Genomic DNA, 18,105 nt, shown 5'->3' with positions numbered 1-18,105 from the left:
CCTTCCTGCGCAATCCACCGATCCTGATCCTCGACGAGGCGACTTCGGCGCTCGATCCGCAGACCGAGCGTGCCATTCAGGCGTCGCTGACCGAGCTGTCCAAGGACCGCACCACGCTGGTCATCGCGCACCGCCTGTCCACCATCCGCAGCGCCGATAAAGTCGTCGTGCTGGAGGAAGGCCGCGTGATCGAACAGGGCGGCCACGATGAACTGAAGGAGCGCGGAGGAGCCTTCGCCCGCCTCGCCACCATCGCCTGATTACTGGAAACTGATCGGCAGATTGAAGCTGTAGCTCGGATCCGGCAGCCCGCTTGGCGCTGGCGGATAACGGGCGGTCTGGGCGGCGCGGATGGCCGCTTGGTCCAGCGCCTCGTTGCCGGAAGACGAGACCACAGCGATGGATTGCAGCCCGCCGTTGGCGGCCACCGTGATCCGCACCGTCACCCTACCCGCCGCGCCGCGCGCTGCCGACGGATAGCGCTTACGCCGCTCCACAGCAGCCGCGACCTGCGCGCCCCATTGCATGACGAGCGACTGACGTCGCGCCTCTGCCGCTTGCGCCTCGGCGCGGGCTTGGGCCTGCCCCGCGTTGGTCGACCCACCACTGCCCGATGCCGTCTGGGCCTGCACGGGTTCCTGTTTCGGAGCGGGAGGCGATAGATCAGCGGGCCGCACGGGCGGCCGGGTGAAGGCGCCCTCGGCGATCTCTGGCATCTGGTCGGGCTGACGCTCTGCCGGAGCCGTGTCGATCTGCGGCGGCTGGGGCGAAGCCATTGGCAAGGCAGGTGCGGAGGGCATCGCGGGCGCCATCGGGGAGTCCATCACGGGAGCCGTCATCGCGGGCATTTGCGGCATGGCGGGCGCTGTCGGGGCGGTCATCGCGGGCGCGGTTTGTACCTCGGGCGGGCGTTCCCATTCGTCCACCATCGCAGCGACCGAGGCACTCGCGGCAACGAGCGACAGCTGCGCCTCGCCGCCCGATCCGGCGCTCTCTGCCGCACCTTCGTCGCTCAGGAACAGCGACACCGCCCCCGCGTGTAGGCCAATCGCGATCACGCCCCAGAGGGCTGTTTCCAACGCGCGCTTCATGGCTGCGTCACCAGTTCGACGTCCGCAATGCCGAGGCCCGCGAGTTGCGTCAGAAGCGCGGCGATCTTCACCGCTGGCGCGCCAGTGTCCGCGCGCAAGGTCGCAGCGGCTCCGTCACAGTCCCCACCGCACAGCGCAGCGGCGTAGGCGGTCAGCGCCTCTGCATCGCGGGCGTCCCGATAGGCCGCCACACCGTCCGCCCCGACATACAGCACGGCGTCGAGATCGGCGGGGTCATCGGCGCTGGATTGCGGCGGCGTGACCTCGACCGGTTCGGGCGGGGACATCCGGGCGCTCATGAGGAAGAAGATCAACAGCAGGAACACCACGTTGATCATCGGTATCACGCTTTCCAGCGGCTGTTTGCGGTGGGTAACGGCGAATTTCATCGGCTACTCCAGCAGCACCAGATGTGAAAAGCCTGCCCCGCGCAGATCGTCCATGACGGCGACCACACGGCCCAGATCGGTCGCCTCGGCAGCTTTGAGAACGATGATGTCATCCGCGCTTTCGGTCAGCGGCGCGACCTCTGCCGCGATGTCATCGACCGCGATACCGTTGAGTTCGACACCCTCGGGCAGCACCGTGACCAGTCGCGGCGGGCCGGAATAGCTGTCGCCGCTGCCCGACGCGAGGCCGAGCGCGACGTGCATGTCGGTGCCGAAACGCGACACCAGCATGAAGAAGATCAGCAGCAGGAACACCACGTCGATCATGGGCGTCAGGCTGATCCTGCGCCGTTTGCGGACAGGGGCGAAGTCGAACATGGATCAGAGGCCGGCCTTGCTGGCATAGACGAACACGCGGGTCGCACCGTCCTCGATTTCGTGGCGGAGGCGGTCTGCGATGCCCTCGAACCACGTCAGCGCGATGGAGGCCGGGATCGCGATGGCCATGCCGTAGGCCGTGGTCAGAAGCGCCTCCCAAATACCGCCCGCGAGGTCCGAGGGATCGGCGGAAGCGCCGCTGTCTTGGAGCGCTTGGAACGCGTCGATCATGCCGAGGACGGTGCCAAGCAAACCGAGGAGCGGCGCGATCGTCACGACGAGCTCCAAGGGGCGCAGACCGGCACGGGTGCGTTCGAGGTAAGCGGCGGCGAAGCGTTCAGTGTCCTCTCGCGCGGCGCTTTCGGGCAGCCCGCCAAAGAGCCGCGTGGTCATGGCGTAGGACACGATCCGCGCGCGCAGCGTCCGGCGACCGAGGAGCAATTTGCGGGCCGCCTCGCGGTCGCCCTGCTCCATCCGGCGGAGCGCGGTCTGCGTCGCCCTGCCCCCGTTCCACGCGCCGAGGCGAACCAGTTGGCTGATCTTCCAGAGGATCAGCGCCACGGCCACGATGCTCAGCGCGGTGAGCGCCCAGATCGACGGTCCGGCGTCCACGATCAGGCGAAAAGCGGCGGCGAAATCGACGGTCTGGGGCATGGCTGGCTCTGGGCTGGAATTACTTGAGTGATTTAGTCAGTAACTCAGACGTCGAAAATCGTAAAGCCAATACCTATAAAAATAGTCAACTTTGCAGATGTCGCGGAATAGATTGGGAAAAACGAAAAAAGCCGCCGACGCGCTCTGCCGGGAGGAGGAGGAAGGCAGAGGGTCAGGCGGCTTTCTCAAACTTGCCGAGAACCGGTTCGTTTCGGATCAGCGCCACGCCAATCTTGATTCCAAGATGCAATATTTTTCGAGACCGGCAAATCTCTTCCGAGATTACGACTATCCCAATTTGCAAACTGTCACCTGATGTGTGCCCAATTTGCTGCAGTTTGCCCATTAGGCGGGCACGAAAAAGACGCCCCGCCGCAGCGGAGCGCCTGAAAATGCAACGAACGCCTTAAATGACGGCTTCGAAAAGCGCGCGGACGTTCGACTCGGTCAGTTCGATCGGGTTGCCACCGCAGGACGGGTCGGCGAGCGCGGCGGGCACCAGTTCGTCGATCTTGTCCAGCGACGCGCCCATTTCGGACAGTTTGCGCGGAATGGCGAAGCTGTCGTTGAAGTCCTGCACGAAGCTGCGGAAGCCATCGAAACCGCCGTCCACGCCGATGTAGCTCGCCGCGCGGTCGAAACGGTCGGCAATGGCCGAGGCGTTCAGTTCCAGAACCGCAGGCATACAGACAGCGTTCGTGGTGCCGTGGTGGGTGTTGAACACCGCACCAATCGGGTGCGACAGCGCGTGGATCGCGCCAAGGCCCTTCTGGAACGCCACAGCGCCCATGGCGGCGGCAGCCATCATGTTCGAGCGTGCTTCAAGGTCGGTGCCGTCGTTGTAGGCTTTCGGCAGGTTCTCGATCACGAGGCGCATCCCTTCGAGCGCGATGCCTTGGCTCATCGGGTGATAGAACGGGCTGGAGAACGCTTCGACGCAGTGCGCGAAGGCATCAAGGCCGGTGCCTGCGGTGATGAACTTCGGCATTCCCATGGTCAGTTCGGGGTCGGCAATGACCACGGTCGGCAGAACCTTCGGGTGGAAAATGATCTTTTTGACGTGGGTAACGCTGTTGGTGATGACCGAGGCGCGGCCCACTTCGGAGCCAGTGCCCGCCGTGGTCGGCACTGCGATGATCGGCGCGATGGCGTCCGCATCGGCGCGGGTCCACCAGTCGCCCACATCCTCAAAATCCCAGATCGGGCGGGTCTGGCCCGCCATGAAGGCAACCATTTTGCCCAGATCGAGGCCCGAGCCGCCGCCGAATGCAATGACGCCGTCATGACCGCCGGCCTTGTAGACCTCGACGCCCTTGGCGAGGTTCACTTCGGTCGGGTTCGGATCAACGTCGGCAAAGATCGCGCGGCCAAAGCCGGATTCCTCAAGGATATCCAGCGTCGACTGGGTGATCGCCATATCGGCCAGACCGCGGTCGGTGACCAGCAGCGGGCGGGTGATACCGGCCTGCGCCAGCGCGGCGGGGAGTTCCTTGATCCGGCCAGCGCCGAATTTCACAGCGGTCGGATAGGACCAGTTTCCTACGATTTTCATTTCGTCACCTTCTTGAGATGGTAGGATTTCGGACGGGTGAGGTTCTGATAGCCGATCACCGAAAGGCCGCCGCCCCGCCCCGTGTTCTTGCAGCCCGTCCAGCACAGCGCCGGATCGAGATAGTCGGCGCGGTTCATGAACACAGTGCCGGTTTCGAGTTGATCGCCCACGGCAATCGCGCGGTCCACGTCCTGCGTCCAAAGCGAGACCGTCAGGCCGTATTCGCTGTCGTTCATCAGCGCGATGGCTTCTTCATCGCTCTTGACGGGCATGATGCCGACAACGGGGCCGAAGCTTTCTTCTTTCATCACGCGCATGTCGTGGGACACGTTGGTGAGGATCTGCGGCGTCAGGTAGGCGGCGCCATCGTCTTCGGCAAAGGTGTCGATGTGGGTCTTGGCACCCGCTGCGACGGCCTCTGCGATCTGTTCGCGGACTTCCTTGGCGAAGCGGACGTTGGCCATCGGGCCGATGGTGGTGTCGGCGTCGAGCGGGCTGCCGAGTTTGTAGCCGTTCACAGTCTCCACAGCCTTTTCGACGAAGGCGTCAAAGAGGCTTTCGTGGACGTAGATGCGTTCGATGCCGCAGCAGCACTGGCCCGAGTTGAACATCGCCGCATCGACGAGCGTTGCGACGGCCGCGTCGAGATCGGCGTCCTCCATGACGTAGCCCGGATCTTTACCGCCAAGCTCCAGCCCAACGCCGGTGAAGGTGCCTGCCGCCGCCTGCTCCATCGCCTTGCCGCCACCGACCGAGCCGGTGAAGTTGACGAAATCGAACGCATTGCCGGCGATCAGGTCGTTGGTGGTGTCGTGGTCGAGGAAGACGTTGATGAATACGTCCTCGGGCACGCCGGCGGAGTGGAATGCCTTGGCCATACGCTCACCGACCAGCAGGGTCTGGGTCGCGTGCTTCAGCACCACGGTGTTCCCCGCGATCAGAGCGGGCGCGACCGTGTTGATGGCGGTCATGTAGGGGTAGTTCCACGGCGCGACGACGAAGACGACGCCGTGCGGGACGCGCTTGATGTAACGCTTGAAGGTCGCGTCCTCGCCCACCTCGATATCGGCGAGGCTGCTTTCGGCGATCTCTGCCATGTAGCTGGCGCGCTCGTTGAAGCCGCCGAATTCACCGCCGTAGCGGGTCGGACGGCCCATCATGTGCGCCAGTTCCGGCACGATCTCGTCGTTCATCGCGCCGACGGCTGCGACACCGGCCAGCACCAGTTCGATACGCTCTGTCAGCGGGCGCGCGGCCCATGCGGTCTGTGCATCACGCGCGCGTTTGGCGGCGGCGAACGCATCGTCCTTGGAGAGCGTTTCGCGGGTCGCGAAAACGGAGCCGTCAATGGGCGAAATACACTTCAGTTGCCCTGTCATGGTGTCCTCTTGGAATTTAGGAACGTTCGAAACCACGCGCGACCTCGTAGTCGGTCACGGCGGCGTCGAAATCTTGGATTTCTACTTCTGCTGCGCGGGCGTAATGGTCAATCGTCCAGTCGCCGAAGGCTTCGCGGAGCATCTCGGATTTCATCAGCGTCACGCGCGCATCGCGCAGGGTGGCAGGGATTTCGCCAACCTCAGCCTCGTAGGCGTCACCGGTGAACGGCGCTTCAAGCGTCAGCCCCTCTTCGATACCTGCGATACCTGCGGCAAGCTGCACGGCCATGGCCAGATACGGGTTCAGGTCCGAGCCGCCGATACGGCATTCCACGCGCACGCCCTTGGAATTCTCGCCGCAGAGGCGGAAGCCGGCGGTGCGGTTATCGACCGACCAGATGATACGGGTCGGGGCAAATGTGCCGCGCTGGAAACGCTTGTAGCTGTTGATGTAGGGCGCGAGGAAATACGTGTAGTCGGGCGCGTATTTCATCAGGCCCGCCATGTAGGACTTCATGATTGCCGACATGCCGCGTTTGTCGGCGGGATCGTGGAACGCGTTGCTGCCGTCCTGCCAGAGCGACTGGTGGACGTGGCTGGACGAGCCTACACGGTCAGCGCGGTATTTGGCCATAAAGCTGGCCGCATGACCGTTCTGCCACGCAATTTCCTTCACCGCATGCTTGGCGATGGTGTGGTATTCGGCCGTGCTCATCGCGTCGGCGTATTTGATGTTCAGCTCTTCCTGACCTGCTTCCGCCTCGCCCTTGGTGTTCTCGACCGGAATACCTGCGGCATAGAGGTGGTTGCGGATCGGGCGCATCACGCCCTCTTCTTTGGTGGTCTGGAAGATGTGGTAATCTTCGTTGTAGGCCGAGATCGGTTCGAGATCGCGGAACCCGCTGCGGCGCACTTCGTCAAAGCTCTTGGCAAAGAGGAAGAACTCCAGCTCGGTCGCCATCATGGCAGTGTAGCCGAGCGCTTCGAGCCGCTTCACCTGCTTTTTCAGCATGGCGCGCGGCGAGTGCGGGACTTCTTCGTGGGTGTGGTGGTCGATGACGTCGCAGATGACCATTGCGGTGCCTTCGAGCCACGGCACGGGGCGGATGGTCGACAGGTCCGGCTTCATCACGTAGTCGCCGTAACCGCTCTGCCACGAGGTCGCGGCAAAACCTTCGGGCGTGGACATTTCGAGGTCCGTCGCCAGCAGGTAGTTACAGCAATGGGTTTCCTCCCATGCGCTGTTCACGAAGTGCTGTGCGTGGAACCGCTTGCCCATCAGACGGCCCTGCATGTCCACGATGCAGGCCAGAACGGTGTCGATCGCGCCCGATGCGACCTGTGATTTCAGCTCGTCGAAAGAGAGCATTGCGGGAACCTCCGGTATTGTGGCGCCCCGCCGGCGCTATCACCGGCGGGGCAGTCAGACTTAGCTGTAGCGGTACGGACGACCGGCTTTCATCATGTCTTCGTTGTACTTCTTGATGATCGAAACGACCCGTGCCTTCACTTCGGACTCCTGAGCGATTTCGTCCCAGAACTCCATGGCCTTCGCTTCGACCGTCGCCCATTCCGCATCCGGGATCGTGGTGAGCTGCATCTTCGTGCCGTCGACGCGCAGCGAGGCTTCGCCGCCCCAGTACCACCACTGACGATAGTAGTGCGACTGGTCACAGCAGACGCGGAACAGCGTCTGGAGGTCTTCGGGCAGTTCGTTCCAACGGCTCTGGTTGGCAAAGAACGAACCCGCCCAAGCGCCCGAGATGTTGTTGGTCAGGAAGTAGTTGGTCACATCGGCCCAACCCACGGTGTAGTCTTCGGTGATGCCCGACCATGCGATGCCGTCAAGTTCGCCGGTCTGCATGGCAACCTCGACATCTTCCCACGGAATGGTCACAGGCACGACGCCGAACTGCGACATGAAGCGGCCAGCGGTCGGGAACGTGAACACGCGCTTGCCCTGAAGGTCGGCGAGGCTGTTGATCGGTTCCTTGGTGGCAAAGTGGCACGGGTCCCACGAACCTGCGGAGATGTGCTTTACGCCGACCTTGGAGTATTCCTCGTCCCAGATCTCGTTCAGGCCGTACTGGTTGAACAGCACCGGCACGTCGAGCGAGTAGCGCGAGGCGAACGGGAAGTAGCCGCCGAACACGGTGACTTCGGTCGGGGATGCCATCGAGTCGTCATCCGACTGCACAGCGTCAATGGTGCCGCGCTGCATCGCGCGGAACAGCTCGCCCGTCGGGACCAGCTGGTCGGCGAAATACAGTTCGATCTGCATCCGGTCGCCGGCGATCTTGTTGAACATGTCGATGGCCGGTTTGACCACATGCTCTGCCAGTGCGGGACCGGCGTAGGTCTGCATACGCCACGTGATCGTCGACTGGGCGATCGCGGGAGCAGCAAGGGGGGCGGCAACTGCGCCGACACCAGCCGTCTGAAGGAACTTACGTCTTGTCGTCATGGTAGTACTCCTTGTTGGTGGGTGGGGCGGCCCGCTTGGCACAGGCTCTGTTATGATCAGTTTCCGTAAACGAGGTCCGGCAGCCACATCGCGATGTCGGGGAAGATCATCACAAGAGCCAGTGCCAGCACCATCAGGAAGACGAACGGAATAATGGAGCGGTAGATGTCACGCAGGCCGATTTCCGGCGGTGCCATCGCGCGCATGAGGAAGAGGTTATAGCCGAAGGGCGGCGTCATATAGGCGATCTGGGTCGTGATCGTGTATAGCACGCCGTACCAGATCAGGTTGAAGCCCAGCGCGTCCACGAGCGGGACATAGAGCGGCGCCACGATCACCAGCATCGCCGTATCATCAAGGAACGTGCCCATGATGATGAAGCTGAGCTGCATGAGGATCAGGATCATCCACGGGCTGAGGTGCATCTGCTCGGTGAAGAGGTTCTCGATCGCGCGGACAGCACCGAGGCCGTCGAATATCGCACCGAAGCCCAATGCTGCAAGGATGATGAACATGAACATGCACGAGATGCCGAGCGTCTGACGAACGGAGGTCTCGAACACCTCCTTGGTCATGCGGCCCTTGATGACGGCGGCGACAAAGGCAGCCATCGCGCCGATGGCGGAGCTTTCGACGAGCGAGGTCCAGCCGTTGACGAACGGCACCATCATCGTCGCGAAGATCACCAGCGGCAGGAGACCAGCGCGCAGCAAACGGAGCTTTTCGGCGCGGGAGACCTGACGTTCGTCCTCGGGAAGTACCGGACCCAGCGAGGGATTAATGCGGCAACGGATGTAGATGTAGATGATGAACAGCGCCGCCATCATCAGGCCCGGCACCACGCCCGCAAGCCACAGCTGGCCGACGGGCTGGCGGGCGATCATCGCATAGAGCACCAGAACGACCGAGGGCGGCACGAGGATGCCGAGTGATGACCCCGCTTGGATCACCCCCGTCACCATGATCTTGTCGTAGTTCCGCTTGAGCAGTTCGGGGAGCGCGATGGTGGCACCAATGGCCATACCCGCGACCGACAGACCGTTCATGGCAGAAATCAGGACCATCAGTCCGATGGTGCCAATGGCCAGACCGCCGCGCACAGGCCCCATCCAGACGTGGAACATCTTGTAGAGGTCGTCGGCAATTTTGGATTCCGACAGCACGTAGCCCATGAAGATGAACATCGGTAGCGTGAGCATCGGATACCACTTCATCAGCTTCATCGCAGCCGAGAACGGAACGTCCACGCCTCCGGTCCCCCAGAGGAGCAGACCGGCAATAGCGCCGATAAATCCGATGGCGCCGAAGACGCGCTGCCCCGTAAAGAGCATCAGCATCATGCCGCTGAACATCAGAAGAGCTATCATTTCATGTGACATCAGAGTTCGACTCCGCGGATACGGCCGATATCACGGAAGAATTCGGCAAGGACTTGCAGGATCATCAGGAAGACGCCCAGCGCGAGGGTCAGCTTGATCGGCCAGATGTACGGACGCCACGCGGTTGAGCTGCGTTCGAGGTATCCCATCTGTTCGACCGCGGCGTCGGGGCCACCGGTGAAGAAGCTGACGATAAGGTCTTTGTAGAAAACGAGCGGCTCCATCCCGAAATAACCGATGGAATACGCCAGCGAGCCCAGCGCGCCGTAGAGCAGAACGCCAAGGTAGAAGAGCAGGAAGAACACGGTGAAGCCGTCCATCCACGCTTTCTGTTTCGGGGTCCAACCGCCGTAGAACAGGTCCATCCGCACGTTCGAACCCATCTGGATCGAATATGGGCCGCCGAGGATGTAATAGGCGACCATGATGAATTGCGCGGTCTCCAGCGTCCACAGGGACGGCGTGAAGAACGTCTTGGAGATCGACGACCACAGCAGCACGCCGACCAGCGCGAAGATGCCGTACATGGCAAAGCGGCCGATGATGCGGTTCATGGCGTCCACGAAACGGACGTATCCCCTGATGACTTTAGGCATCATGTGCCTCCAGTTGTTCCAGTGCGGGGCGCAGCATGTGCAGGAGCGTCTCTGCCATCGCGGTCTGCTGCGCTTCGGTTTTCAGAAGGTCGTTGCGGACCTCGATCATCACGTTGGCGATGCCCTTCTCTACCCCGTGGAGACGAAGCGAGTGCGTCACCCCGTCATCGGGGCCATAGGGCTGGTTCCGCTCGACAAGATGATCTGTTTTCACCGCCAGCATCGCATCCGCGAGGCGGGTATCGGCGTCGTGGAGGATACCGATCTCCGTCTTACGGGGCTCGCCGTAGTAGACAGGCGTGAAGGTGTGCATCGTGATGATCGCTTTGGGCTGCGCGGCCTCTGTCATGTTGCCGACAGCCTCAACGAAGGGTTCGTAATACGCCTTGGTGCGGGCGTCCCTCTCGGCCTGATTCAGCGCACGGTTCCCCGGCACTTCGATCACCTCGGATTTCTCGGGCATGGCGCTCAGCGCTTCGGGCGGACGGTTACAGTCGTAGACGAGCCGCGAAATCCCCGAGGCAACGAGCGGCGCATCCAGCGCAGTGCTCAACATTCGGGCAACTGGCAGCGCACCGGGGTCCCAAGCGGCGTGGCTCACGCGGTCGGTCTCGGTTAGCCCCAAGCCATCCAGATGTTCGGGGATATGGTTCGAAGCGTGCTCGCACAGAATCAGCGCACCGCCCTGCCCCATGGGGTTTTCGACGATGACTGCCGTATCCTGCGTGGTTTCGCTTTGATTGCGCATTGGTGTCCCTGAGCTTTTGTAAAATTGTTTCCACGCCTTCGTAATTCTGTCAATATTTTTCCGTTGGCACTTTGGTAGACTTTGACGCCTTTCCATTTCCGCAGCGTCATGCCTAAATTCGGAGCACTGGAAAAAACGGGGGCTGCGTTGACACAGCAGAACACCACGGTCCGCGAATTGATCCGCGAACAGTACGGCGTGCTGACGACCGCCGAAAAGAAGTTCGCAAATCACCTGCTGGAGAATTATCCGGCGGCGGGCATCGCCTCTATTACCGTGGTGGCTCAGAACGCGGGCGTGTCTACGCCTACCGTGGCGCGGACCGTCGGCAAGCTGGGCTTCAAGGGCTTCCCCCAGTTCCATCAGGCGTTGCTGTCTGAACTACAGGCCAAGGTCCAAGGCCCCACGCAGCGCCGCGCCAACTGGGCGACCGAAGCGCCGGAGAGCCATCTTCTCAACCGTTTCTCGCAGGCGGTAACGCGGAACCTCAGCCAGACGCTGTCCAACATCGACCACGACAAGTTCGACGAAGCGGCCAAGGAGATGGCCGACACCTCTGGGCGTCTCTATATCGTGGGCGGCCGCATTACCCGCGCCTTGGCGGAATACGCCTTTACCCACTTCCAGGCGATCCGCGAGCGCGTCACCCATATGACCAGCTCTTCCGCGACATGGCCGCACTATGTGCTCGACATGAAAAAGGGCGACACGCTGTTGATGTTCGACATCCGCAGATACGAGACCAACCTTCTGCGCCTTGCGGAACTGGCCAAGGAACGCGAACTGACGGTGATCCTGATTACCGACCAGTGGGCCTCTCCCGTGGCGAGCGTGGCGGACTACGTGTTCCAGTGTTGGGTAGAGATCCCTTCGGCGTGGGACTCCAACGTGTCCACGATGATGCTGCTGGAGACGCTGATCGGCGCGGTGCAGGAAGAGAACTGGCCGCGCACCAAGGACCGCTTCGACAGACTCGACGAGGTGTTCGAAGCCGCCCGCCTGTTCCGCAAACCGTAAAAAGCTGCACCGCAGCGACGCCTTCGTCTCATTTTGCAATCCGAGAGTCGGAATTGAACCAGATTCGAAGCACTCTTCTTCTAGGGTAGCCTCAAGTCAGGTGCGGTCTCGCTATGCCAATTGCGGGGTCGATAATTGGGAAGCCGGTGTAATTCCGGCGCTGCCCCCGCAACGGTAAGGAACTGTATTGTAACGATATTACGCCACTGGGAGGAGGAGACATCCCGGGAAGGCATCGTTGCAACTCTGAGGTCCAAGCCCGGAAACCAGCCGGACAATTACGTCAAACCGCGGGCGGCGGTGGGGGCGGAGAAGCGTCGCGCAACTCCTCTGCGTGCCGGTTGTCTCCTGCTGTCTGCCCATACCTATTTCGGCCTTGTTACAGGCTTCGGAGATCAAAATGGACGCAAGTCAGACAGCACGCGAACTCATCGCCCAGCGCAAGCCGGGGTATTCTCTGCCGCAGGCTTTCTATAACGATCAGGGCATCTTCGATCTCGATATCGAAAAGATCTTTGCCCGCGAGTGGCTCTTTGCCACGCCCGCTTGCGCCCTGCCCAAGACCGGCAGCTACATCACGCAGAAGATCGGAAGCTATTCGATCACCGTGGTACGCGGTGCCGACAAGGAAATCCGCGCGTTCCACAACACCTGCCGTCACCGTGGTTCGATCATCTGCAAGGGCAAGACGGGCCAAGTCGCGAAACTGGTCTGCCCCTATCACCAGTGGACATACGACCTTGACGGCAAACTGCTTTGGGCCCGCGATATGGGACCGGAGTTCGATCCCCGCCAGCACGGCCTGAAGCCTGTCCACTGCCGCGTTCTCAACGGCCTGGTGTTCATCTGCATCGCCGAGGACGCGCCCGACTTCGACACCTTTGCAAATAAGGCAGGCGCCTACCTTGCGCCGCACGATCTGTCGAACGCCAAGGTCGCGTTCCAGTCGACTATCATTGAGGAAGGCAACTGGAAGCTCGTGTGGGAGAACAACCGCGAGTGCTACCACTGCGCGGGCAACCACCCGTCGCTGTGCCGCACCTACCCCGAAGACCCGAGCATCACCGGCGTTTCGGCTGATGGCTCCTTCCCCGAGAAGATCGAAAACCACTTCCGCCAGAACGAAGCCGCAGGTATCCCGTCGCGCTTCCACATGTCGGATGACGGCCAATACCGCGTGGCGCGTATGCCGCTGCTCGACGGTGCGGTCAGCTATACGATGAACGGTAAGCCTGCGGTGTCGAAGTTCCTCGGCAACGTGCCTGTGGCCAATGCCGGCCCGCTGCTGATGTTCCACTACCCGACGACGTGGAACCACTTCCTGCCCGATCACTCGATCACCTTCCGCGTGACCCCGATCGGCCCGCAGCAGACCGAAGTGCAGACGACGTGGCTCGTGAACAAGGATGCGGTCGAGGGCGTGGATTACGACCTCGAAACGCTCACCCACGTCTGGACCCACACCAACGACGAAGACCGCGAAGTCGTGGAGAACAACCAGCAGGGCATCAACTCGCCCGCTTACGAGCCCGGTCCCTACTCCGCCTCGCACGAAGATGGCGTGAACCAGTTCGTGAACTGGTATTGCGCGACCCTTTCCGATGAAACCACCGACCTTGCGGTAGCAGCAGAATGACACTCCACCAGCCCAACATCTCCACGCCCGTCACGTTCTGGGACGCGTCCGAGCCGCTCGAATGTATCTCGGTCATCCCCGAAGCGCCGAACGTCGCGACCTTCTGTTTCCAAGCACCTTCGGGCGCGCTGTTTTCCTACGTGCCGGGTCAGTTCGTCACGTTGGAGCTGCCCGTGCCGGGCGGGCCGCTTTATCGCACCTACACCATCTCCTCCTCACCCTCGCGCCCGATCACGCTGACGATCACCGTGAAGGCGCAGGACGGCAGCATGGGCACACGCTGGATGCTGGATCACCTGAAACCGGGGATGCGGATCACCGCGATGGGGCCTGCGGGTCGGTTCTCGAACCACTTCCACCCGTCGGAGAAGTACCTCTTTATCTCTGCCGGTTCGGGCATCACGCCGATGGTGTCGATGACCACATGGATGTTCGACAGCGGCCGCCCTGCGGACGTGATGTTCATCAACTGCGCCCGCCGCCCGTCCGAGATCATCTTCCGCCAGCGCCTGGAACATATGGCCAGCCGTTTCCCCGAACTCGACCTGAAGTTCGTGGTCAAGGAAACCGACCCGTTCCGCCCGTGGACAGGCTATCAGGGCCGTTTCAACCAGCTGATGCTCAGCCAGATCACGCCCGATTATCTGGAACGCGAAGTGTTCTGCTGCGGTCCCGAAAGCTTCATGCATTCGGTGCGCGAGGCGCTCGTGGGCCTTGGCTTCGACATGGAACGCTACCATCAGGAAAGCTTCCAGCCTGCCGAGGAAGACGACGTCGCGCCGATGGAAGATGACGTCATTCCCGACGAGACCGTCAGCGCCGAGGTGGTGTTTGCCCACTCCGATGTTACGCAGACCTGCACCGAGAACGACACGCTGCTCACCACCGCACGTGCGGCGGGCCTGAACATCCCGTCTGGCTGTACCTTTGGCGTCTGCGGCACTTGCAAGATCAAGAAGGTCTCGGGTCAGGTGCACATGGTCCACAACGGCGGTATCACCGACGAGGACGTGGAGGATGGCTACATTCTGGCCTGCTGCTCCAAGCCCATCGGCCGTGTCGAGGTCGAAGCCTAATGGATTGAGACGTCGCGGAATAAGTCTACGACCCAATCCACGAACACCCGTACCCGCAGGTTCAGCTGTCTGTTCTGCGGGTACAGGATATGCACCGGCGTCGGCGATGGCGGCGTGTCGGTGAGCACTTCGACCAGCCGCCCTTCCGCGATTTCCTTGGCGATCGACGGACGGGGCAACTGGACGAGGCCAAGGCCGCGGAGGGCTGCGGCGCGCATCGTCTCCACCCCTTCGACCGTCACGCGGGCGGGCAAAGTGACCTCTCGGCTTTTGCCGTCCACCGTGAAATCGAACGGGATCACCCCGCCGAGCGCGCTGGAATGGAAACCGACGATGTGGTGGCCGTCCAGTTTATCCCAGCTTTCGGGGGTGCCGTGGCGGGCGAAGTATTCGGGCGTCGCGACCGTCGTTTCGGGCAGCAGAGCCACCTGCCGCCCCACCAGATCGCTTTCACCGAGGTTGCCGCCACGGATCACGCAGTCGATGCCTTCGCGCACCAGATCGACAAAGCGATCGGCCTCGTTGAAGTGGACGCTCAGCTCGGGGTACTTTTCGAGAAACTCGGGCAAAGTGGGCATGATGAGCTGCCGCACGGTCGAGCCGAGCGAGCTGACCCGCAGGATGCCGCGCGGCTGACCACCGCTGAACGCGTCCTCTGCCTCTTCGATCTCTGCAAGGATATTCAGGCAGCGCTGATAGTACGCCTCACCATCGAGCGTGGTGCGAACTTGCCGCGTGGTGCGCTCCAGCAGGCGAACGCCGAGCCGTTGCTCCAGCCGTTTGACTGCATCCGTCGCGGTGGAGGCAGGCAGGCGCAGATCCTCGGCGGCGCGGGCAAAGCTCTGCCGCTCCACGATCCGCACGAAAATCCGCATGGCGTCTATCCGGTCCATTATCCGACATTCCCGAATTCTGTTTGCAAAATTATGCGGCTTATTCGCAGGCCGCAAACAAACACATAAGGGGCACAGCAACGAAGAGGAAACCCCTATGACCACCTCCGAACAGAAAATCGCAATCATCACCGGTGCCAGCCGTGGCCTTGGCCGCTCTGCCGCTATCGCTCTGGCCCGTCGCGGCGTCGACGTGATCGGCACCTACCACACAAACGCGCAGGCCGCCGAAGAGACCAAGGCAGAGATCGAGGCGCTCGGGTCCCGCGCGGTGATGATCCAGCTTGATACCTCGGACACCGGCGGCTTTGCCGATTTTGCCGAAACCGTCACCACCCACCTGTCCGAAATCTGGCAGCGCAGCTCCTTTGATTATCTGGTGAACAACGCCGGTACGGGCATGCATAAAGCCTTCACCGACACCACCGAGGACGAGTTCGATGCGCTGATGAACATCCACTTCAAAGGCGTCTATTTCCTGACCCAGAAGCTGCTGCCGCTGATGGCGGACGGCGGGCGGATCGTGAACATCTCGTCCGGCCTTGCCCGCTTTGCCGCGCCCGGTGCGTCAGCCTATGCGGCGATGAAAGGCGCGGTCGAGGTGCTGACCCGTTACCTCGCCAAGGAACTGGGCGAGCGCCGCATTGCGGTCAACACCGTCGCACCGGGTGCGATTGCGACCGACTTCAACGGCGGCGGCGTGCGCGACAATGCGCAGGTCAACCAGTGGGCTGCGGGGGTGACGGCCTTGGGCCGCGCGGGCGAAGCCGACGATATTGGCCCCGCCATCGCAGCGCTGCTGTCCGAGGACAACCGCTGGGTCAACGCGCAGCGCATTGAAATCTCCGGTGGAATGCTGATCTGAGTCTTTCCACCGTCCGCCCCGCGAGCCATTTCGTGGGGCGGTTTCTCATGTGCTGAAAATACGAGCATACATTCGGCAATCGCCCGATAATTCAGCGCCGCCCTAGGGCACCCCTCACCGCATACGTATGTCGGAATAGACGCAATTCCGGAGTCGGGCATAGCCAGAGCTATGGCTAATCGTCTCTCCATTGTCGTCGTCGAAGCGAACGCTGAACGCGCCCTCTCCATCAGGCAGGCTCTGTCGGGTGCGGGGGATTATGACGTTCACATCCTTCAGGATACCGCGGGTCTGTCGCGGTCCATCGCCAGTCACAAGCCCGATGTCGTGCTGATCGACATGGCCGACCCGTCCCGCGACGCGCTGGAGGAACTGGCGCTGGCGTCCGGCCCGCTGGACCGTCCCGTCGCGATGTTCGTGGACCGGAGCGATGATAACCTTACCAAAGCCGCGATCGAGGCGGGCCTGAGCGCCTATGTGGTCGACGGGCTGCGCCCCGACCGCCTGAAGCCGATCCTCGACGCAGCGCTGACCCGTTTCCAGATGTTCCAGCGGATGCGCAAGGAACTGGAGACGACCAAGCGCGCGCTGGAAGAGCGCAAGGTGATCGACCGCGCCAAGGGTATCCTTATGAAAGCCCGCCGCCTGAGCGAAGAGGACGCCTACGCGCTGCTTCGCAAGACCGCGATGGATCAGGGCAAAAAGGTCGTCGAGGTCGCACAGGCGCTCGTCACCGCATCGGAGCTACTGTCATGAGCGGCGCACGTCTCGGGGTCGGGTTCATCCCGCTCGTCGATAGCGCGCCGCTGGTCGTGGCGCATGAACTGGGTTTTGCCGCTGGTGAAGGGCTGGAGCTGGAGCTCCACAAGTCGCCGTCGTGGTCGATGCTCCGCGATATGCTGAACATCGGCCAGATCGACGCGGCGCACATGCTGGCCCCCATCCCTGTGGCGCAGGCGCTCGGCATCGGCAATTCCAGCCGTTTCGATGTGCTGTCGATGATGTCCATCAACGGCAACGTCACGGGCGTGTCGACCGAACTGGCCGCAAAGATGCGCGCCAACGGGTTCGATTTCTCCTTCACCGACGCCTATGCCGCTGGCAAGGCGCTGATCGCGGCCACGGGCGGTGATTTCCGCATCGGCGTGCCGTTCCCGTTCTCGATGCACGCAGAGCTGCTCTATTACTGGCTCTCCGCGCTCGGCCATCCCGCGCCGCAAGGCATTCAGATCCGCACCGTGCCGCCGCCGCTGATGGCGCAAGCGATTGCGGCGGGCGAGATCGACGCGTTCTGCGTGGGCGAGCCGTGGGGGTCGATCTCGGTCGAGAACGGCGTGGGCGAGCTGCTGCTTCCCGGCGCTGCGATCTGGGCGGGTGCGCCCGAAAAGGTGCTGGCCGTCCGTCACGATTGGGCCGAGCAGGAAAAAGCGACCGCGCTGCGCCTCATCCGCGCGGTATGGAAGGCGGGCCGCTGGCTGGCCGAACCGGGCAACCGTATCATGGCCTCCGAAATCCTCGCCCGGCCTGCCTACCTCAACGTCTCGTCCGACGTGATCGACCGTGCGCTCAACGGCGAGCTTATCGTGAACCGCGCGGGCGACGAACGCCGCGTACGGAACTTTGTCGATTTCTTTGGCCACAACGCGACCTTCCCGTGGAAATCGCAGGCGGCTTGGATCGGCTCGCAACTGGCGTCCCGCGTCGGCATGGACCGCGGTGCCGCCGAAACCAGCGCGGCAGAGGTGTTCCGCACCGACCTCTACCGCGAAGCGCTTTCAACCGAGTCCGCTGCACTGCCGCAAAGAGATTACCGCCCCGAGGGTGAGTCTTTCGGTGCGGACACAGCCGAGGGCATGGCCGCCCAGCCTTTCGGCTTCTTCGATCGCCGCATTTTTGAACGCAACAGCGGCACTTGATGAAAACTTAGCCGGTGCTGCCGATTATTTTGCTGCATCACAGCAAATCTGCACAAAGCTCATTTCTCCCCG

Annotated in this window: 18 protein-coding genes, 1 pseudogene and 1 riboswitch; of the genes and pseudogenes, 7 read left to right on the top strand and 12 right to left on the bottom strand. The window is 62.3% G+C overall.

From position 1 onward, the window contains the following. Positions 1 to 260, top strand: a pseudogene (locus HCZ30_RS13900) (multidrug ABC transporter ATP-binding protein); the annotation flags it as partial. Here HCZ30_RS13900 and HCZ30_RS13895 read toward each other — a convergent pair. The 11 genes from HCZ30_RS13895 to HCZ30_RS13845 form a co-directional block, all read right to left on the bottom strand. Beyond that, positions 261 to 1,091 carry an energy transducer TonB gene (locus tag HCZ30_RS13895; protein WP_167638901.1) on the bottom strand — a complete coding sequence of 277 codons (831 nt, stop codon included), beginning with the start codon at positions 1,089 to 1,091 and terminating at the stop codon, positions 261 to 263. Then, positions 1,088 to 1,480: an ExbD/TolR family protein gene (locus tag HCZ30_RS13890; RefSeq protein WP_167638900.1), complete on the bottom strand. Its 393-nt coding sequence runs from the start codon at positions 1,478 to 1,480 to the stop codon at positions 1,088 to 1,090. Before HCZ30_RS13890 ends, HCZ30_RS13895 begins: the two co-directional genes overlap by 4 nt. A 3-nt stretch (positions 1,481 to 1,483) precedes the next feature. Beyond that, entirely contained in the window at positions 1,484 to 1,858 is a 375-nt protein-coding gene (locus HCZ30_RS13885; protein WP_167638899.1) for an ExbD/TolR family protein, read from the bottom strand. A gap of 3 nt (positions 1,859 to 1,861) precedes the next feature. Continuing rightward, entirely contained in the window at positions 1,862 to 2,512 is a 651-nt protein-coding gene (locus HCZ30_RS13880) for a MotA/TolQ/ExbB proton channel family protein (RefSeq protein ID WP_167638898.1), read from the bottom strand. 406 nt (positions 2,513 to 2,918) lie between these two features. Next, positions 2,919 to 4,064 (bottom strand): iron-containing alcohol dehydrogenase, encoded by a 1,146-nt coding sequence (locus HCZ30_RS13875; RefSeq protein WP_167638897.1) that lies wholly within the window; start codon positions 4,062 to 4,064, stop codon positions 2,919 to 2,921. Then, positions 4,061 to 5,443, bottom strand: coding sequence for an aldehyde dehydrogenase family protein (locus HCZ30_RS13870; protein ID WP_167638896.1), 1,383 nt, complete (start codon positions 5,441 to 5,443; stop codon positions 4,061 to 4,063). The genes HCZ30_RS13875 and HCZ30_RS13870 overlap by 4 nt, the downstream gene beginning before the upstream one ends. 16 nt (positions 5,444 to 5,459) lie before the next feature. After that, the gene (locus HCZ30_RS13865; RefSeq protein WP_167638895.1) at positions 5,460 to 6,812 is read right to left on the bottom strand and encodes a glutamine synthetase family protein; all 1,353 of its coding nucleotides are present in this window, start codon (positions 6,810 to 6,812) and stop codon (positions 5,460 to 5,462) included. Positions 6,813 to 6,872: 60 nt separating this feature from the next. After that, positions 6,873 to 7,907 carry a TRAP transporter substrate-binding protein gene (locus tag HCZ30_RS13860; protein WP_167638894.1) on the bottom strand — a complete coding sequence of 345 codons (1,035 nt, stop codon included), beginning with the start codon at positions 7,905 to 7,907 and terminating at the stop codon, positions 6,873 to 6,875. Positions 7,908 to 7,963: 56 nt separating this feature from the next. Further along, positions 7,964 to 9,286, bottom strand: coding sequence for a TRAP transporter large permease (locus HCZ30_RS13855; protein ID WP_167638893.1), 1,323 nt, complete (start codon positions 9,284 to 9,286; stop codon positions 7,964 to 7,966). Beyond that, positions 9,286 to 9,882 carry a TRAP transporter small permease subunit gene (locus HCZ30_RS13850; RefSeq protein WP_167638892.1) on the bottom strand — a complete coding sequence of 199 codons (597 nt, stop codon included), beginning with the start codon at positions 9,880 to 9,882 and terminating at the stop codon, positions 9,286 to 9,288. Before HCZ30_RS13850 ends, HCZ30_RS13855 begins: the two co-directional genes overlap by 1 nt. Then, entirely contained in the window at positions 9,875 to 10,630 is a 756-nt protein-coding gene (locus HCZ30_RS13845; RefSeq protein ID WP_167638891.1) for an N-formylglutamate amidohydrolase, read from the bottom strand. Before HCZ30_RS13845 ends, HCZ30_RS13850 begins: the two co-directional genes overlap by 8 nt. 108 nt (positions 10,631 to 10,738) lie before the next feature. On the opposite strand from HCZ30_RS13845, the gene HCZ30_RS13840 reads away from it, so the two are divergent. From HCZ30_RS13840 to HCZ30_RS13830, 3 genes are all read left to right on the top strand, one after another. Beyond that, on the top strand, positions 10,739 to 11,647 hold the full coding sequence (locus HCZ30_RS13840) for a MurR/RpiR family transcriptional regulator (protein WP_432442769.1): 909 nt from the start codon (positions 10,739 to 10,741) through the stop codon (positions 11,645 to 11,647). 81 nt (positions 11,648 to 11,728) lie between these two features. Beyond that, positions 11,729 to 11,936, top strand: a riboswitch (cobalamin riboswitch). Positions 11,937 to 12,047: 111 nt separating this feature from the next. Next, positions 12,048 to 13,283, top strand: coding sequence for an aromatic ring-hydroxylating oxygenase subunit alpha (locus HCZ30_RS13835; RefSeq protein ID WP_167638889.1), 1,236 nt, complete (start codon positions 12,048 to 12,050; stop codon positions 13,281 to 13,283). Further along, positions 13,280 to 14,359 carry a hybrid-cluster NAD(P)-dependent oxidoreductase gene (locus HCZ30_RS13830; RefSeq protein WP_167638888.1) on the top strand — a complete coding sequence of 360 codons (1,080 nt, stop codon included), beginning with the start codon at positions 13,280 to 13,282 and terminating at the stop codon, positions 14,357 to 14,359. Before HCZ30_RS13835 ends, HCZ30_RS13830 begins: the two co-directional genes overlap by 4 nt. On the opposite strand, the gene HCZ30_RS13825 is transcribed toward HCZ30_RS13830, so the two are convergent. After that, positions 14,356 to 15,252 carry a LysR family transcriptional regulator gene (locus HCZ30_RS13825; RefSeq protein ID WP_167638887.1) on the bottom strand — a complete coding sequence of 299 codons (897 nt, stop codon included), beginning with the start codon at positions 15,250 to 15,252 and terminating at the stop codon, positions 14,356 to 14,358. The two genes, HCZ30_RS13830 and HCZ30_RS13825, sit on opposite strands and share 4 nt — an antisense overlap. A gap of 97 nt (positions 15,253 to 15,349) precedes the next feature. Between HCZ30_RS13825 and HCZ30_RS13820 the strand changes: the two genes are divergently transcribed. The 3 genes from HCZ30_RS13820 (at position 15,350) to HCZ30_RS13810 (ending at position 18,033) form a co-directional block, all read left to right on the top strand. Then, complete coding sequence (locus HCZ30_RS13820; RefSeq protein ID WP_167638886.1) at positions 15,350 to 16,117, top strand: SDR family NAD(P)-dependent oxidoreductase; 768 nt, start codon at positions 15,350 to 15,352, stop codon at positions 16,115 to 16,117. Positions 16,118 to 16,288: 171 nt separating this feature from the next. Next, a complete protein-coding gene (locus tag HCZ30_RS13815; RefSeq protein WP_167638885.1) occupies positions 16,289 to 16,873 on the top strand; it encodes an ANTAR domain-containing response regulator in 585 nt (194 codons plus the stop codon). After that, on the top strand, positions 16,870 to 18,033 hold the full coding sequence (locus HCZ30_RS13810) for an ABC transporter substrate-binding protein (RefSeq protein ID WP_167638884.1): 1,164 nt from the start codon (positions 16,870 to 16,872) through the stop codon (positions 18,031 to 18,033). Before HCZ30_RS13815 ends, HCZ30_RS13810 begins: the two co-directional genes overlap by 4 nt. Positions 18,034 to 18,105: the final 72 nt, after the last annotated feature.

The sequence above is a fragment of the Marivivens donghaensis genome (genome assembly GCF_011806565.1).
Lineage (GTDB): Bacteria > Pseudomonadota > Alphaproteobacteria > Rhodobacterales > Rhodobacteraceae > Marivivens > Marivivens donghaensis_A.
The sequence above is the reverse complement of the archived record's forward strand: the minus strand, read 5'-3'. Positions and strand labels throughout refer to the sequence as shown.

Bases quoted from the DNA above. Each gene is read 5' to 3' on its own strand.
- HCZ30_RS13850 (WP_167638892.1), bottom strand. From the start codon at position 9,882: ATGCCTAAAGTCATCAGGGGATACGTCCGTTTCGTGGACGCCATGAAC.
- HCZ30_RS13895 (WP_167638901.1), bottom strand. From the start codon at position 1,091: ATGAAGCGCGCGTTGGAAACAGCCCTCTGGGGCGTGATCGCGATTGGC.
- HCZ30_RS13820 (WP_167638886.1), top strand. From the start codon at position 15,350: ATGACCACCTCCGAACAGAAAATCGCAATCATCACCGGTGCCAGCCGT.
- HCZ30_RS13865 (WP_167638895.1), bottom strand. From the start codon at position 6,812: ATGCTCTCTTTCGACGAGCTGAAATCACAGGTCGCATCGGGCGCGATC.
- HCZ30_RS13880 (WP_167638898.1), bottom strand. From the start codon at position 2,512: ATGCCCCAGACCGTCGATTTCGCCGCCGCTTTTCGCCTGATCGTGGAC.
- HCZ30_RS13870 (WP_167638896.1), bottom strand. From the start codon at position 5,443: ATGACAGGGCAACTGAAGTGTATTTCGCCCATTGACGGCTCCGTTTTC.
- HCZ30_RS13875 (WP_167638897.1), bottom strand. From the start codon at position 4,064: ATGAAAATCGTAGGAAACTGGTCCTATCCGACCGCTGTGAAATTCGGC.
- HCZ30_RS13855 (WP_167638893.1), bottom strand. From the start codon at position 9,286: ATGTCACATGAAATGATAGCTCTTCTGATGTTCAGCGGCATGATGCTG.
- HCZ30_RS13810 (WP_167638884.1), top strand. From the start codon at position 16,870: ATGAGCGGCGCACGTCTCGGGGTCGGGTTCATCCCGCTCGTCGATAGC.
- HCZ30_RS13830 (WP_167638888.1), top strand. From the start codon at position 13,280: ATGACACTCCACCAGCCCAACATCTCCACGCCCGTCACGTTCTGGGAC.
- HCZ30_RS13860 (WP_167638894.1), bottom strand. From the start codon at position 7,907: ATGACGACAAGACGTAAGTTCCTTCAGACGGCTGGTGTCGGCGCAGTT.
- HCZ30_RS13890 (WP_167638900.1), bottom strand. From the start codon at position 1,480: ATGAAATTCGCCGTTACCCACCGCAAACAGCCGCTGGAAAGCGTGATA.
- HCZ30_RS13815 (WP_167638885.1), top strand. From the start codon at position 16,289: ATGGCTAATCGTCTCTCCATTGTCGTCGTCGAAGCGAACGCTGAACGC.
- HCZ30_RS13885 (WP_167638899.1), bottom strand. From the start codon at position 1,858: ATGTTCGACTTCGCCCCTGTCCGCAAACGGCGCAGGATCAGCCTGACG.
- HCZ30_RS13845 (WP_167638891.1), bottom strand. From the start codon at position 10,630: ATGCGCAATCAAAGCGAAACCACGCAGGATACGGCAGTCATCGTCGAA.
- HCZ30_RS13835 (WP_167638889.1), top strand. From the start codon at position 12,048: ATGGACGCAAGTCAGACAGCACGCGAACTCATCGCCCAGCGCAAGCCG.
- HCZ30_RS13825 (WP_167638887.1), bottom strand. From the start codon at position 15,252: ATGGACCGGATAGACGCCATGCGGATTTTCGTGCGGATCGTGGAGCGG.
- HCZ30_RS13840 (WP_432442769.1), top strand. From the start codon at position 10,739: ATGCCTAAATTCGGAGCACTGGAAAAAACGGGGGCTGCGTTGACACAG.